We start from the raw sequence: 15,881 nt of genomic DNA, 5'->3' as shown, positions 1-15,881 counted from the left end.
CACAACAGGAGAAGAAACCATGGCCTCCGAGATGATTGAACGCGACGACGAGATCCTCACCAGCCGGGAGGCACAGGAGTTCCTGAAAATCGGCCGCACCAAGCTCTGGGAGCTGACCAAGAGCAAGCAGCTTCCGGCCTACAGGGTCGGATCGGGGCGGACTTCCTCGTTGCGCTACAAGAAGTCCGAACTGCTGGAGTGGTTGGAGAAGAACCGGGTCCAGGCCTGATGCTGTCCGGGACGGCGTGCCGGTCCTGTCGCTTCCGCCCGACGGGACCGGCTCCGCCCTCCGGCTTTCATCGGGGAAAGGAATCCCTGTGATTCGAATCGGGATCATCGGTGCCGGGGCGTGGGGTCGAAACCACGTCCGTACCTTCGCGGCGATGGAAGGGGTCAGCCTTGTCGGTGTGGCCGATGCCCGCCGGGACGTGCGCGAAAAACTCGAGCGCTCCCTGCCGGGGTTGACCACCTACGAGACAGCCTCTTCCTTGCTGGACTCCTCCGGGGTCGACGCGGTGGTGATTGCCACTCCCTCGCCGACTCACGCCGACCTGGGCTGTCTCGCGCTCCAGGCCGGTAAGCACGTCCTCGTCGAAAAACCGCTCGCCCTGACCTCCGCCGATGCGCGGCGCATGGTCGGCGAGGCGGAAAAGGCGGGGAAGGTGCTGATGGTCGGGCACCTGCTGCTCTACCATTCCGCCGTTCTCTATCTCCGCCGGCTCGTCGACGATGGCGAGTTGGGGGATCCTCTTTACCTCTACTGCGAGAGGGTCAATCTGGGCGTGATTCGCAAGACGGAAAATGCCCTGTGGTCCCTCGCGCCCCACGATTTTTCCGTGGCCGGATTCCTGCTCTCGGGCCGCCCGACCGACGTGACGGCCAGGGGCGCGGCCTACCTGCAGGATGGCATCCACGATGTGGTCTTCGCCAACCTGCGCTTCGACGGCGGCCAGATGGCCAACGTCCACGTCTCCTGGCTCGATCCCCACAAGTCGCGCCGCATGGTGCTCGTCGGCAGCCGCAAGATGGCCGTCTTCGATGATATGGCGGGGCCCGAGAAGGTGCGGATCTACGACAAGAGCGCCACCCTCTCGCCGCGGGCGGTGGGCTACGAGGAATTCCTCGCGGTCCGCAGCGGGGACATCCTCATCCCCAAGGTTCCGATGGTCGAGCCGCTGCGCCAGGAAGCGGAGCACTTTTGCGAGTGCGTCCGTGAGGGGAAGACACCCCGCAGCGACGGCCGCAACGGGCTGATGGTGGTCGAGATGCTCGAAGCCGCCCAGGAATCCCTCGAGGCCGGGGGAGCGCCGATGACGCTCTCTTCCGGCATGGAGGCCAGTCATGACGGATAAGCTCCAGGCCGCTCCGGCGGCCCAAGGATTCGGGCTCTGCCTGGTGCACCCCGAAGCCCGGGTGGCGGAAAGCGCCGACCTGGGACCGGGAACCGTGGTTCACCAGGGGGTTTCCATCGGTGCGGGCTGCCGCATCGGCGCCTACGTGGTGATCCATCCCGGTACGGTCATCGGCGAGAACGTGCGTATCGATGACCATGCGGTGCTGGGCAAGCTGCCGATGAAGGCCGCCGCCTCGGCCATCACCAGCGAGCAGCAGCTCGAAGCCCTCGAGGTGGGCGACGACTGCCTGATCGGCGCCGGGGTGATCGTCTACCGCGGCGCGAAGATCGCCGGGAAGGTGATGCTCGCCGACCAGGCCACCGTCCGAGAAGACGTGACCATCGGTGCGATGACCATCATCGGTCGCGGTGTGACAGTGGAGAACAAGGTCTCCATCGGCCGCCGCTGCAAGATCGAAACCGAGGCCTACATCACGGCTCTCTCCTCCATCGGCGATGGCTGCTTCATCGCGCCGGAGGTCAGCTTCACCAATGACAACTTCCTCGGCCGCACCCGGGAGCGTTTCAAGTACCACAAGGGGGTGACCCTCGAACGGGGGGCGCGGATCGGCGCCAATGCCACCTTCCTGCCCGGCATCACCGTCGGTGCCGATGCCCTGGTGGCGGCCGGTTCCACGGTGACCCGGGACGTTCCCGCAGGCAAGATCGTACTCGGTGCACCGGCCAAGGTGCTGCGGGACGTGCCGCCGGAGCAATGGCTGGACAACCAGGACTGGACTGTCTGAACGATGTGCGGAATCGCGGGCATCTGGAACCGGCGTGATGGAGAGCCGGTGGGGCGTGGCACCCTCGCCGCCATGGCGGGGGCGCTGCGTCATCGCGGACCGGATGAATTCGGCGGCTACGTCGATGGATCCGTGGGCCTGTCCCACGCCCGCCTGTCGATCATCGATCTTTCCGCGGGCGGCCAGCCCATGGGCAACGACGACGCTTCGGTGTGGTTGACCTACAACGGGGAGATCTACAACTATCTCGAGCTGCGCGAGCGCCTCGAGGGCCTGGGTTGGGTCTTCAGGACCCGCTCCGACACGGAGGTCCTGCTGCGGGCCTACGAGCAGTGGCCCGAGGACTTCCTCGATCACCTCAACGGCAATTTCGCCTTCGGCCTGTGGGACGCGCGCCGTCGCCGGTTGCTGTTGGCCCGGGATCGCATGGGTATCCGCCCCCTGTTCTGGAGCGAGCGGGACGGCGCGCTGCTCTTCGCCTCGGAGATCAAGGCCCTGTTCGCCGCCGGCGTCGAGCCTCGTTTCGACCCCCGCGGCCTGGACCAGGTCTTCGTGGCCTGGACCACGGTCGCGCCCCGGACGGTGGTGGAAGGTGTCAACGAGTTGCCGCCCGGCCATCTGCTGGTGGCCACGGCGGAGGGCGAACCCGTGGTGCGCGCCTATTGGGACCTGCCGCCGCCGCCGGTGGTGGAGGAGCGACTGAGCGACCCGCGTCGGGCGGCCCGCGAACTCCGTGAGCTTCTCGAAGACTCCGTCCGCCTGCGTCTGCGGGCGGACGTCACTGTCGGGGCCTATCTTTCGGGGGGGCTCGATTCCACCATTGCGACGGCCCTCGTGCGCACGGTCACGGACACGCCCCTCGAGACCTACTCGATCGTCTTCACCGACGCCGAATTCGACGAGCGGGCCGAGCAGCGCCAGGCGGTCGAGGCTCTGGGCACCGAGCACTTCCAGGTGGAGGTGGACTACGAGGCGATCGCCCGGGCCTTCGAGCAGGTGGTGTTCATGGCCGAGAAGCCGATTCTGCGCACCGCCCCGGTGCCGCTCTTCCTCCTCTCGGGCCTGGTGCGCGGACGCTCACGCAAGGTCGTGTTGACCGGCGAGGGCGCCGATGAGCTGTTCGGCGGCTACGACATTTTCAAGGAAACCAAGATCCGGGCCTGGTGGGGACGCCGTCCCGAGTCCCGGCTGCGGCCCCGTCTGCTGCACAAGCTCTATCCTTTCGCTCCCGGCGCTTCGGGTCGCGCGGCCGCCTTCTTCGAGGCCTTCTACCGGGAGGGTATCGAAAACGCGGCCGATCCCGGCTTTTCCCATCGGCCCACGTGGCGCAATGGAGTCAAGAATCGCGGATTCTTCTCGCCGCGGATGCGGGAGGTTTTGAAAGGTCACGACGTGCCCGGCGGCATTCTCGAGCGTTTTGCAGCGGCCCTGGCCGAGCGGGACCCGCTGGCGCGGGCCGAATACCTCGAGGCGCGGGTGTTTCTCGCCGGCCACCTGCTCTCTTCCCAGGGCGACCGGATGAGTCTCGGCCACAGCGTCGAGGGACGCTATCCCTTCCTCGATCATCGCATCGTGGAGTGGAGTGCTCGTCTCGACCCGCGGCTGAAGCTGCGTGGGTTGCAGGAAAAGTGGATCCTCAGGCAGGCCCACGCGGATCTGCTGCCCGAGTCTCTTCTGCGGCGTCACAAGCGGCCCTACATCGCCCCCAATACACGGACGTTTCGCGACGGTTTCGGCCGCAGGCTGGCCGAGGAACTGCTTTCGGAGGAGGCTGTACTCCGGGAAGGGCTGTTCGATCCCGGTCGCCTGGCGCGCCTGCGGGCCAAGGCCTTTTCGCCGACGCCTCTCGGCGAGCGTGAGACCATGGCGTTGGTGGGCGTGCTCAGCACTCACTCCCTGGCCCGCACCTGGCGCCGGTGGCGGCCCGATCCCGTTCCCGCCGAGGACTTTCACATGCGCGGCCTGAGCACCGAGGAAAAGCAAGCATGAAAGAGCCCGAAGTCATGCCCCGCCGTCGTTTCCTGGAACTTGCCGGCCTCTCCCTGGCCGCCGGCGCCTGCTCGAGAGGCGCGGGGAAGGAGGCGGCTCCGGCGCCCGGTCCGGTACCGGCCGCCAGTCAGCGGGTGGTGCTGGCCCGCAGGGGCTCGCCGGAGGACAACGCCCGGGCCGTCCTCGACGGGTGGGGCGGCGTCGAATCGCTGATCGGTCCGGAGGACCTGGTGCTGTTCAAGGTCAACGCCCAGTGGTACGCCCAGGGGATGACCAATACCGATGTGCTGGCGGAACTGATCCGTGCCGTGCTCGATCGTCCCGGCGGCTTCTCCGGTGAGATCGTTCTGGCCGACAATCACCACTACCGCCAGGACCTGTCGCGGGGCTGGACCACCGACAGGCCCAACGGCCGGATGAACTACCTGGCCCTGGTGCGCTCTTTCCAAGAGCAGGGGCACGAGCGGGTGGGTCATGTCCAGTGGCACGATGCGGGCGAGAACCCCGAGCCCTGGCAGGGGGACGCAGGTGGTGGCCGTCGCCTCGACGGTCCGGAAGGCGATGGTTACCGCTGGTGGCTCGAGGAGTACCACACGACCCCCGCCGGCAGTCGCTGCGCGATGACCTGGCCGGTGTTCACCTCACCTTTTTTCGGTGAAACCGTGGATCTGCGGGATGGCATCCACCGCGACGGCAAGCCCACCGGCCGGCCGCTGAAGATGATCAACATCTCTTCGATCAATCACCATTCCCGCTATGCAGGGGTCACCGCCTCGATCAAGAACCTGATGGGGGTGGTGGACATGACCTGCGGGTTTCAGGGTCCCGAGCCCGCGGGTTTCTTCAATACCCACTACATCGGCATGCGGCCCTCCCACGCCACCTGGCGCTGGGCGAAGAAAACGGGCGGGGTGGCCGGGCGGCTGATCCGGCGCGTGTTGCCCGAGGAGAAGGCCATCGACTTCGAGCACACCGGCGGCGCCCTGGGGCACTGGATGAAGACCGTGCGCCGGCCCGACCTGCACATCGTCACCGCCGAGTGGGTCGGCTTCGGCTCGCGCACTCTCGAGGCCTACTCGGCCCGCCCCGGGGTGGTGCTGGCGTCGGACGACCCGGTGACCCTCGATGCGGTGGCGGCCCGGGATGTCCTCCTGCCGGCAACCCGCCAGGCCGGGGAGCGGGGGGCGCCCTTCCTGCGCTTCAACGACCCCGACCGTGCCGAAGGTCCCTTTCACAAGTTCCTCGAGGAGGCGCGGCGGAAGGTGGGTGGCACCCTGGCGCCCGGCGACGCGCAAGTCGAGAGGATGACCTGAAACGATGCGAATCCTGTACTTCGTGCAGTACTTCAACAGGCCCCACGAGCCGGGAGGTTCCCGGGCCTACCAGTTCGCCCGGGCCTGGGTCCGCGAGGGCCACCAGGTCACCGTGATCACCGGCGCGGTGAACCACAAGACTCTCGCCGTGCCGGAGAACTACCGTGGCCGGCTGGTGGTGCGGGAAGAGGTCGAAGGCATCCGCTTGTTGCGGGTCTGGTCCTACGCGGGCATTCGGGGCTCGTTTCGCAAGCGCCTGCTGAATTTCCTCTCATACGCCCTGACGGCGGCGTTGGTGGGCTGGGTGCGTGGCGGCCCCGCCGATGTGATTTTCGCCTCCTCGACTCCCCTGACGGTGGGGCTGCCCGGCTGGTTCAACGCCTTGGTACGGCGCCGCCCCTGGGTCTTCGAGGTGCGCGACCTGTGGCCCCAATCGGCGGTGGTCGCCGGCGTCCTCTCCGGCAGGGCCTTGCCGGTGCGGCTGGCCGCCTGGCTGTCCCGCCGTTTCTACCGTTCCGCGGCGCGCATCGTGGCGGTGACGCGGGGTATCGTCCAGGGACTGGTGGACGAGGGCGTCGCCTCCGAGAAGATTCTGCTGGTGCCCAATGGTGTGGACGACTGGATGCTGGAGGCGGCGGAAAGTCCCGTGGAGGTCGAAGACTCACCGCTGAAAGTCGTCTACTGCGGTGCCCTGGGCCGGATGAACAGCCTGCCCCAGATCCTCGACGCTGCCGCGCACCTGCGTAACGAGCCCGTGGAGATCATCTTCATCGGAGACGGTGACGAGCGCCGGCAGCTCGAGGAGCGGGTGCGCCGGGAGGGACTCGACGGGGTGCATTTCGTCGACGCCCTGTCCAAGCGGGAGGCCTTCGAGCGCCTGCGCCGGGCGGGAGCCCTGGTGGTCACCACCTGGGACGTGGACTTCCAGAGGATGGTGTTGGCCAACAAGCTTTTCGACTACCTGGCGGCCGGTCGGCCGGTGATCGTCGCCGCGGCCGGCGAAATGGCCGACCTGGTCGAAGAAGCCCGCTGCGGCTTCGTCGTGCCGCCGGAGAAGCCCGAAGCACTGGCCGAGGCGATGGTGCGGATGGCCGCTCTCGACGAGGGCGAGCGCCGGGCGATGGGCGCGGCGGGTCGGCGCTACATTCTCGAGCGCTACCAGCGGCGGGACCTGGCCTGGAAGGTGCTCAAAAGCTTCGAAGAGATCACCGGCGGACCGGCCGCCGGTGACTCCACCTCGGGAGCCGCCGGCCCCTCCTGTCTGTTGCGGGAGGTCGGTCGTGAGTAACGATCGCGTGGTCTTGCCTTGGGGCGCCTGGATCGAGGAGCGGCGGATCGAGTTGCCGTTGCCCGCCGGCTGGAGCGTGGACACCGCGGAGATCGATGGTGGCGCCACGGGGCCGTCCCTGGTCCAGGCGCTGGAGGCTCCTGTCGATGCGCCGAGCGTCGAGGCACTCGCGGGGCGGGGCAAGACGGCGGCGATCGCCGTGGAAGACATCACCCGGCCCGCGGCGGCCGGGGAAGTGCTCGACGCCCTGCTCGATCGCCTCGCCGAGGGCGGTATCCCCGCCGACCGCGTCAAGGTGATCGTGGCCCTCGGCGGTCACGGCCCGATGCATCGCCACGAACTGCAACTCAAGCTGGGCGAGCGGGTGATGCGCGAATGCGACGTGTGGAACCATCACCCCTACGAAAACCTGGTGGATCTGGGCACCTCCAAGGGCGGCCTGCCGATTCACATCAACCGTAACTTCGCCGAGGCCGACGTACGCCTGGCGGTGGGGTCGGTGGTGCCGCACCCCTACGCGGGTTTCGGCGGCGGAGGCAAGATCGTCCTGCCCGGGCTGGCCGGCATCGAAACCCTCGAGATGAACCACCGCCCGGCGGTGACCGGGCTGTCCGGCGCGGGCCTGGGCGTGGTGGAAGGCAACCGGGCCCGGGCGGAGATGGAAGAGATCGCCCTGGCCGCCGGCTTGCAGGCCGTGGTCAACATCGTTCCCGGCGCCGACCGCAAGGCCCGGGGCTTTTTCTACGGTCACCCGGTGGCGGCCCACCGCAAGGCGGTGGAACTCGCGCGGCGGGTGTTTCGTACACCCGTGCGTCCCGGTGCCGAGGCCGTGCTGCTCAATGCCTACCCCAAGGATGCCGAGCTGCTGCAGGTGGGCAACGCCTTCAACGCCTACCGGACCTGTCCCGAGCCTCCCGCCCGGCAAGGAGGGACGGTGATCGTGGCGGCGGCCTGCCCCTTCGGCCGCGGCTATCACAGCGTCCACGGGCCCGGAGGGCGCATCTACCGGGAGCCCGTCCCCCGACCCTACCTGGAAGGCCGGCGGCTGATCGTCTATGCCCCCTTGCTCTCCCGGCACGATGTCCTCAAATCATTCTGGGAGGGCTATGAGCACGCTCGGGATTGGCCGAGCGTCTGCCGGCGGCTCGAGGAGAGCCACCCCGGGGGCGGACGGATGCTGGTCTTTCCCACCGCGCCCCTGGCGTTGCCCTTCGTCGAGGAGGAGAAATCGTGAGCGGGTTGCCCTACGCGATGGAAGGAGTCCAGGGGCCGAAACCGGGCTGGTACGTGCGCTTCGGCAAGCGCGTCCTCGATCTGTCGATCTCGGCCGTGGTGTTGCTGTTGGCCGGTCCGCTGATGCTGCTGATCGCCCTGCTGATCAAGCTGGAGGACGGCGGCAGCGTGCTCTACCGGCAGCAGCGCATCGGCTACATGGGTCGGCCCTTCCAGTTGACCAAGTTCCGCTCCATGTGCACCGGCGCCGAGCACAAGGGGGCGGGGATCCTGGTGGAGAAGAACGACGCGCGGATCACCCGCGTCGGCAAGATCATCCGCAAGCTCAGCCTCGACGAGCTGACCCAGGTCTTCGACGTGGTCCGCGGGGCGATGAGCATCGTCGGGCCCCGGCCGGGGCTGGCCTACCAGGCCGAACTCTACGACGAGTTTCAGCGCCGCCGGCTCACGGTGCGGCCGGGGATCACCGGCTGGGCCCAGGTCAACGGCCGCAATTCCATCCCCTGGCCCGAGCGCATCCGCCTCGACGTGGAGTACATCGACCGCATGAGCCTGTGGATGGACATCAAGATCATCCTCAAGACCCTGCCCTCGGTGCTGACCGCCTCGAACATGATTGCCGACGCCGACTACTGGAAAGGTCGCCGCCGCCGGCTGGAGGCCGAGGCGGAGGCCGCCGAAAAAACCGCTCCCGCTCCCGCGGAGTCCGTGGAGAAGTCATGAGCGGCAAGCTGGTCATCGTGGGTGCCGGCGGCCATGGCAAGGGCACTCTGGAGATCCTGCGGGCCCGCCGGGCCGCGGGCCTCGACGTTCCCGAAGTGATCGGCTTTGTCGATGACGGGCCGGCCGCTACCGGGCCCGTCGCCGGCCTGCCCCTGCTCGGCCCCACCGCGTGGCTCGTCGAGCGGGCCGGAACCGATCCGCTCTGGGGCATCCTGGCCCTGGCCGCTCCCGGGGCCAAGCGTCGTCTCGACGAGCGTTTGTCGGCCGGGGGAGTTCGGTGGGCAACGGCGGTGCATCCGTCGGTGATCACCGCCGCCGGTGTGCACATCGAAGAGGGCGCCATCGTGGGCGCCGGTGTGGTGGTGGCCTACGACACCCGCATCGGCCGCCACACCACCGTGAACCTCAACGCCACCGTGGGCCACGATTGCCGGATCGGTGACTACTCCACCGTGGCCCCGGGAGTGAACATAACGGGCCATGTGAGCCTGGGGCAGGGAGTCGAGGTGCAGACCAACGCCACCATCGTGCCGGGATTGACCCTGGGCGACGGTGCGCGGATCGGCCCGGGCAGCGTGATCCTGCGGGATGTGGGGCCGGGGGAATTCTATTTCGGCAATCCGGCCCGCAAGATGCCGGAGAATTTGCGATGAGGCGCCCCAGCCCGCGACAGGTCACCGGTGCGGCGGGCCTGGTTCTCGCAGGCGTGGGGACCGTGGGTCTGGCTGCCGGGGGAGGTGTCCCCGCGGCCGCGGCGCTGGGGCTCGGCGTGGTGGCGGCCCAGGCCCTGCTGCTCGACACCAGGCCGGTGAAGACCCCGGTGGTGATGCTCCATTCGGTTTCCGGTTTCCGGGCCGACCGTCCCGAGACTTTCAGCGTCTGGTGTCCCCCCGAGCACTTCGAGAATTATCTCAAGTACCTCAAGTGGCGCGGCTACACCACGATCACCCTGGACCAGCTGTACCGCCACCTGAGCGCAGGCGAGGCCTTGCCCGAGCGGCCCATCGTTCTGACCTTCGACGACGGCTACCTGGACAACTGGGTCTACGCCGCCCCGCTGCTCGAGAAATACGGCTTTACGGGAACGGTCTTCGTGCCCACCGATTTCATTCAGCCCGGTGAGACCGTCCGGCCCACCCTGCGGGAAGTCTGGTCGGGGGAGGTTCGCGAGGAGGAACTGGAGGTCTACGGCTATCTCAACCGGGCGGAGATTCGCGCGCTGTCGGCCAGCGGCCTGCTCGACGTGCAATCTCACGGCCGGACTCACACCTGGGTTCCGGTGACGGACGAGATCATCGATTTCCACCGCCCGGGCTTGCCTCTCAGGCAGTTGCGTTGGAATTGGTGGAACGCCTTTCCCGAGCGCAAGCCTTTCTGGTTCCAGCAGATCGACCATCACGATCTACCCTGGGGCCAGCCGGTGTACCGCAGCGACTTGCGGTTGGCCCGTCCCGAGTTCCGGGTCGACACCACCCTGCCCTCGGTGCTGACCGACTTCGTCGCCCGCCAGGGCGGCGAACGGTTCTTCGACGAGCCTCGTTGGCGTGATTACCTGGAAGAGGTGGTCACGGCTCATCGACAGCAGGCGCCGCCCCCCGCGGGCCAGGTAGACGAACAGGCCTTCCGTGAGGTGCTGCGGGACGAGTTGGAGGGATCGCGGAAGATCCTCGAGGATCTGACCGGCCGGGAAGTGCGTTTCATGTGCTGGCCCAATGGCGGTACATGTCCCCAGGCCTTCGCCATGCTCGAGGCGTGCGGTTACAAGGCCGCCACACTGCCTTCGCGGATGAAGCAGCCGCGGAATTTCGCCGGCACCGATCCTGCCCGTATCGGTCGCGTCTCGGCCACGTCCTTCTTTCGCGAGGCCCGCGCCGCGCTGCCGTGGATCGCTTCGTTCGCCATGAAGATCGAGCGCAACCGAGGCAACCTCTACATGGAAGTACCGATCAAGGCGATCTGGTTCTATCGCCGCTTCATCAGACCCGCCCGGCGTACGCCGCCGGGAGCGGAAGGCTGAGCCATGCATCCGAAGTTGGTGGGTCTCGTCGATCGTGCCATCGCCTGGAAGACTTCGCGCCGCTATCACGAGTATCTGGCCGAGTTCCGGGAGATGGATGGATGGAGCCGGGAGAAGCTGCTGGCCTGGCGTTGGAAGCGTTTGCAGGACCTGGTGCGCCACGCCTACGAAACCACGACCCACTGGAAGGAAGTGCTCGATGGACTGGGGGCGCGGCCCGAGGACTTCACCGCACCCGAGCACCTGCGGCTGTTGCCCCCGATGACCAAGGATCTGATCAACCGTCATCCGGAGCGGGTGACCTCCTCGCTGAAACCCACCCGGCCGACGACCGTCAAGTCCACCGGCGGCTCGACCGGCAAGAACGTCTGGCTGGTGATCGACATGGAGACCCACGACCGCCGCCGGGCTGCAGGGCGGCTGACCGAGGAATGGGACGGGGTCTACCCGGGTACCCGGACGGCGATCTTGTGGGGGGCGTCCCTCGAGGCCAAGCCCTCCCGGGCCGCGCGGATCTACGATCGCATCGGCGGACGGCTTTTCCTCTCGGTCTACGGGGTGGACGAGGATCGTCTGTCTGAATATTTCGATCGACTCGAGAGCTTCCGGCCGGAGGTGATCGTCTCCTATCCCTCGATCCTGGCCCACATCGCCCGGTCGATGGGCAAGAAACGTTGCCGCCGGGTGGGGGCGCGCCTGCTCTACACTTCCGCGGAGGCCCTCTACCCGCCCGTGCGGGAAGAGCTGGAAGACTACTTCGGCGCTCCCGTGCGCAATCGCTACGCCAGCCGGGAGTTCGGCATGATTGCTTCGGACGCTCCCGGCGGCGGTGGCCTTTCGCTGTGCGAGATGCGCCTGCTGGTGGAAAAGGAGCCCGCTTCACCGGCATCGGAAACCGGCGAGTTGCTGATCACCGACTTGGACAACCGGACCATGCCGATCCTGCGCTACGCTATCGGTGATCGGGGCTGCTTCAACGAGGAGGCCGACGCTTCCGGCCGCCCCTGGGCGCGACTGGCCGGTGTCGAGGGCCGCAGCCTGGACGTGGTGGTGACTCCCGACGGCAGGGCCTTCGGTGGCACCTTTTTCACGCTGATCTTCCGTCCCTTCGATCAATCCATCGAACAGTTCCAGGTGATCCAGGATCGGCGGGACCACCTGCAGATCAAGATCGTCACCGGGCCGGCCTACGACGCCGAGCGCCGGGCCCGGCTCGAGCGGACCCTGGCCGAGCAGTTGGGTTCCCCGATGAGCTTCGACTTGCTGGAGGTGAAGGAGATTCCCCGCCTGGCTTCCGGCAAGCGTCGCTTCGTGGTTTCGCTGATCGGTGACGCCACGGGGCAAGGCGCCCTGAGTCGCTGATGGTGGAAGCGGGCAAGCCGCGGGTCCTGCTGCTGACCGGCTCCCTGGGCCCCGGCGGCACCGAACTGGCCCTGATGACCCTCGCCCGCCGTCTTCTGGCCCGAGAGGCGTTCGAGCCCCGGGTGGCGGTGCTGGGCCGCGGCGGAGACTGGGCCGAGGCTCTGCGGGGGGAGGGGATTCCGGTCACCGAGCTGAAGATCGCCGGGCCCCTGCGCAGGCCCTCCGCCGCGGTCCGGCTGCTGGGCCTTGCCGGGCTGGTGCGGCGGGAGAAGATTGCCGTCGTCCATACCTTCCTCTTCGATGCCGATGTCTATGGCATGCTGGCCTGTCGGCTGGGCTTTCCCCGCGCGGTGATCACCACCCGTCGGGCGATCAAGGCCCACCGGCCCCACCACCTGCGGGCCTACCGCCTGACCAACGGCTTCGTCCACCGCATCGTGGCCAATTCCCTGGCGGTGGAGCGCTTTACGGTGCAGGTGGAAAGGGCGCCGGAGGCCAAGGTGCTGACGATTCCGGGCGGGGTGGCGGTGGAGACCTTCGCCGGAGGTTCCCCGGCCGTCGGCCGCCGCCTGCTGGGCCTGGGAAGCGGTGAGCGGGTGGTTCTGGCCGTGGGAACCCTCAAGCCGGTCAAGGGTCAGGACCTGCTCCTCGAGGCGATGGCGCCCCTGCTCGAAGAGCAGAAGGAACTGCGGGTGGTGCTGGCCGGGACGGTCAGCCCGGGATTCGGGGAGCAGCTTCGCAGACAGGTCGCCGAGGCGGGTCTCGCAGGGCGCGTCTTGTTCCCCGGAGCCGTCGAGAACGTACCCGACCTGCTGGCTGCCGCGGATCTCTTCGTGCTGCCCTCCCGTTCGGAGGGGATGAGCAATGCCCTGCTCGAGGCGATGGCCGCGGGCAAGGCCATCGTGGCCACCGATGTGGGAGGGGCCCGTGAGTGCCTGGCAGGCGGGGCGTGCGGCGTCATCGTGCCCTCTGAAGATGCCTTGGCCCTGGGACGTGCCATCGGCGACCTGTTGGCCGATCCCGGCCGGGCGAAGATCCTGGCCGAGGCGGCTCGCCGGCGGGCCGTCGCCGAATATGCCCTCGACCGAATGGTCGCCAGGACCGAAGATCTCTACCGGGAGTTATTGGGATGAGCCAAGTCGTTGCCGTCAAAGCCCCCGTCGAGCGCCACGAGAAGCCGGCCCCCCACCCTGCCGGGCGTCGGCAGAGCAGGGGAGGATTGACGGTGGGCCTCGAGCCCATCGCCGCTCTGCGAGAGGAGTGGGACGCCCTGCTCGAGCGTTCTCGGACCCGCTCCGTGTTCATGAGCTGGACCTTCCTCTGCACCTGGTGGGAGCACTTCCACCGGCGGAGGCAGCCCCGGGTCTGGGTGGTGCGGGACGGCGAGGGCCGGACGGTGGCGATCCTGCCGCTCTACCTCGAGGTGCGGACCTTGCGCCTGGGCACGGTGCGGGTGCTGCGCAACATGGGCTTTGGCGACGTGGTCAACCCGGACTTTCTCGACGCCATCGTGGAGCGGGGCCGGGAGTGCGAGGTCGCGCCCCTGTTACTCGCGGCGCTGGAAGCCGATACCGAGTGGGAGTACGCGGAGTTCTCGGAGCTGAGTCCCGGCGGCTCGATGCTATTGCTCGCCGATCAGTGGGAACGACTGGGAGTTTTCGAGTCGCGTGTCGAGCGCCGGGCACGCTGTCCGTACATCACTCTGCCCGACTCCTTCGATGCCTTCCTCAAGTCGTGCAATTCCCATTTCCGCCAGCAGCTTCGTCGTTACCGGCGCAAGATCGAGCGCGACCTCTCGGTGGAGTGGAAACAAGTGGGAGTGGACGTGGACGTGGCCGCGGGCATCGAAGCCCTCGCCAAGCTGCATCAGGAACGCATGGAGGCCACCGACAGGGGCGGAAATTTCCGCAAACAGGACTACTTGGTCTTCCACAGGGACCTGGCCGAGCGCATGGTGCAAAGTGGTCAGCTCTACTTCTGGCTGCTCTACGTGGACGGTGCTCCCATGGCGACGCACTTCGGCTATCTCGACGCAGGCGTTTACTACGGCTACCAGATGGGCTTTTCGCCCCGTTATCACAAGTGGTCGCCCGGCCACTACATGACCGGCGTGGTGCTGGAAAAGCTGATCGCTCTCGGTGCCCGGGAGATGAACCTGCTGCGGGGCACCGACGCGTGGAAGTTCCGCTGGACCCGAAAGAGCCGCGACACCCAGGCCCTGAGCTTGATCCGCCGCAGTCGGCTGTCGTCCTGGGCTTGGATTCGCGCCAACCTCTCAGCCCCCCCCGCCATCGCTCTACGCTTCGCCCTCGGCCGCGACGCCTTCGAGCAACTCCGCGAGGCCTTAGCCACCTTCCGCCGCCGCATGCAAGGTGGTAGCGCCTCCTGAAGCCTGCCATCACGTGCAGGGGTCGGTGGTGAGCGTAGCGAACCCCGCCCAGCGGGCGGCGGTGGTTGGAACGGGTGCAATTCGGGAATGTTCGCGGCTGCAGTTGACTCGAGGGCAGGTTTCGTCGTAGCTTACCGAGATCAAAAGGGAGGAACAACCATGCCCCGTGGTTCGATGATCAGTCTTGTCTTGTCTTGTCTTGTTCGCCGTGACTTCTTCGGCCCAAACCCATGACATCACCTGTCTGCCGGACCCCGTTCTCCATGCTGTGGTGACGACCCTGCCGGATCCGCCGCCGATGGATTCGTTCGACTGTGATCCGGTCCCGGATCCTTACCCCTGTGCGGAGCCTGGCGCCCCGGTGGTTACGGACTGGGTCCCGTCCGAACCTTTGATTCAAGAACTCAAACTCGAGGCCGACCCGATCGAGAACATGGCGGCCTACCGATCTGTTTCGGTGCTGGCGGAGTGGTACGACGATGCCGCGGGTCAATGGAAGGAGCTGTGGACCCACGAGTCCTACGATGCGGTGGAACGCGCCACAGCGGCCGGCGATGAAGTTGCGACTTTCGGCGCAACGGGCCTGATCCCCGGCAAGCAGCATCGGTTCCGGGTGGCCTGGTGCAAGGAAAACACGACGGATCGCGGGTGCAACTGCTTTGCCGAGAATCTCTTCGGGTTTCTCGACGTGGACCCGGCCGACGGCGTACCGGATAGGCAACCTTCGACCTCTGCCGAATTTCCGAGTACACCGGTCACGCAGCCGATCGATCGTCAGATCGAGGATCGTTTTCACCGCCCGCCCAGCGACCCGAAACGCGACAGGAACAGTGATGCGCTGCTCGGTGGCGACGGTCTGGGGCCCAATGGCTTGTGGCGTGATGACCTCGGTACGGCGGGTCAGAACGGCGCGCATATTGTCGATCTCGGCGGCGGGCAGTGGGTGGCTGAGATCCCGGCGAACAGCGAGCTGGTCTATGAGCCGACCCTCCCGGACTCGCACAGTTACGTGGAACTGGAGTTTCAGCCCCACTGTACGACGGATCAGCCGAACCCTCCGTCGAATTCGAGCTGTAGCAGTACCCCCATCAATGACCGCGTTGACGTGCGGACGCGGACCCTTGTCGCCGCAGGTACGGTCTACACGTACTTCGCCCAAGTGCTGTACGAGCCGGACTGGACGGGGACCGGCGGTGCGGTCGCGGACCCGACGATTCGCCTGTTCCGCGGGTCGGGCCCGATAGGAGGAACGATCTCCGGATCTCCCTTGATTGCCAACGCCAGGGTCGAGGACGCACCGGCATTCAGTGGAGCCACCGGCGAGGGATGCGTGATCAACGGGCAGAACAAGTCCCCGGATCCCGCGGCAAACGACCTCGATGGTCTCGAGGATGGAAGCCCGATTCTCTTTCGCATCGAGGTAGAGGA

At 67.2% G+C, this 15,881-nt stretch carries 14 protein-coding genes; all 14 read left to right on the top strand.

Features of this window, described 5'->3' with window-relative positions; genetic code table 11:
- Positions 1–19: 19 nt before the first annotated feature.
- Positions 20–229 (top strand): helix-turn-helix domain-containing protein, encoded by a 210-nt coding sequence (locus Q9Q40_09980; GenBank protein ID MDQ7007552.1) that lies wholly within the window; start codon positions 20–22, stop codon positions 227–229.
- 88 nt (positions 230–317) lie between these two features.
- On the top strand, positions 318–1,352 hold the full coding sequence (locus tag Q9Q40_09975) for a Gfo/Idh/MocA family oxidoreductase (GenBank protein ID MDQ7007551.1): 1,035 nt from the start codon (positions 318–320) through the stop codon (positions 1,350–1,352).
- The gene (locus Q9Q40_09970; GenBank protein ID MDQ7007550.1) at positions 1,342–2,139 is read left to right on the top strand and encodes a DapH/DapD/GlmU-related protein; all 798 of its coding nucleotides are present in this window, start codon (positions 1,342–1,344) and stop codon (positions 2,137–2,139) included. The genes Q9Q40_09975 and Q9Q40_09970 overlap by 11 nt, the downstream gene beginning before the upstream one ends.
- A 3-nt stretch (positions 2,140–2,142) precedes the next feature.
- On the top strand, positions 2,143–4,128 hold the full coding sequence (gene asnB / locus Q9Q40_09965; GenBank protein MDQ7007549.1) for an asparagine synthase (glutamine-hydrolyzing): 1,986 nt from the start codon (positions 2,143–2,145) through the stop codon (positions 4,126–4,128).
- The gene (locus Q9Q40_09960) at positions 4,125–5,441 is read left to right on the top strand and encodes a DUF362 domain-containing protein (GenBank protein ID MDQ7007548.1); all 1,317 of its coding nucleotides are present in this window, start codon (positions 4,125–4,127) and stop codon (positions 5,439–5,441) included. The genes asnB and Q9Q40_09960 overlap by 4 nt, the downstream gene beginning before the upstream one ends.
- Before the next feature lie 4 nt (positions 5,442–5,445).
- Complete coding sequence (locus Q9Q40_09955; protein ID MDQ7007547.1) at positions 5,446–6,729, top strand: glycosyltransferase family 4 protein; 1,284 nt, start codon at positions 5,446–5,448, stop codon at positions 6,727–6,729.
- Positions 6,722–7,963, top strand: coding sequence for a lactate racemase domain-containing protein (locus Q9Q40_09950; protein ID MDQ7007546.1), 1,242 nt, complete (start codon positions 6,722–6,724; stop codon positions 7,961–7,963). Before Q9Q40_09955 ends, Q9Q40_09950 begins: the two co-directional genes overlap by 8 nt.
- Positions 7,960–8,685: a sugar transferase gene (locus Q9Q40_09945; GenBank protein MDQ7007545.1), complete on the top strand. Its 726-nt coding sequence runs from the start codon at positions 7,960–7,962 to the stop codon at positions 8,683–8,685. Before Q9Q40_09950 ends, Q9Q40_09945 begins: the two co-directional genes overlap by 4 nt.
- Complete coding sequence (locus Q9Q40_09940; GenBank protein MDQ7007544.1) at positions 8,682–9,338, top strand: acetyltransferase; 657 nt, start codon at positions 8,682–8,684, stop codon at positions 9,336–9,338. The genes Q9Q40_09945 and Q9Q40_09940 overlap by 4 nt, the downstream gene beginning before the upstream one ends.
- Positions 9,335–10,702, top strand: a complete 1,368-nt coding sequence (locus Q9Q40_09935; protein MDQ7007543.1) for a polysaccharide deacetylase family protein — start codon at positions 9,335–9,337, stop codon at positions 10,700–10,702. Before Q9Q40_09940 ends, Q9Q40_09935 begins: the two co-directional genes overlap by 4 nt.
- Positions 10,703–10,705: 3 nt before the next feature.
- Entirely contained in the window at positions 10,706–12,064 is a 1,359-nt protein-coding gene (locus tag Q9Q40_09930) for a hypothetical protein (protein MDQ7007542.1), read from the top strand.
- The gene (locus tag Q9Q40_09925) at positions 12,064–13,197 is read left to right on the top strand and encodes a glycosyltransferase (GenBank protein MDQ7007541.1); all 1,134 of its coding nucleotides are present in this window, start codon (positions 12,064–12,066) and stop codon (positions 13,195–13,197) included. The genes Q9Q40_09930 and Q9Q40_09925 overlap by 1 nt, the downstream gene beginning before the upstream one ends.
- Positions 13,194–14,453, top strand: a complete 1,260-nt coding sequence (locus tag Q9Q40_09920; GenBank protein MDQ7007540.1) for a GNAT family N-acetyltransferase — start codon at positions 13,194–13,196, stop codon at positions 14,451–14,453. Before Q9Q40_09925 ends, Q9Q40_09920 begins: the two co-directional genes overlap by 4 nt.
- Before the next feature lie 298 nt (positions 14,454–14,751).
- Positions 14,752–15,881: hypothetical protein (locus Q9Q40_09915; GenBank protein ID MDQ7007539.1), on the top strand; the 1,130-nt coding region annotated here is incomplete at its 3' end.

It is taken from the genome of Acidobacteriota bacterium (assembly GCA_030949985.1).
Taxonomy (GTDB): Bacteria; Acidobacteriota; Polarisedimenticolia; order J045; family J045; genus JALTMS01.
This window is presented reverse-complemented; position numbering and strand designations above follow the sequence as displayed.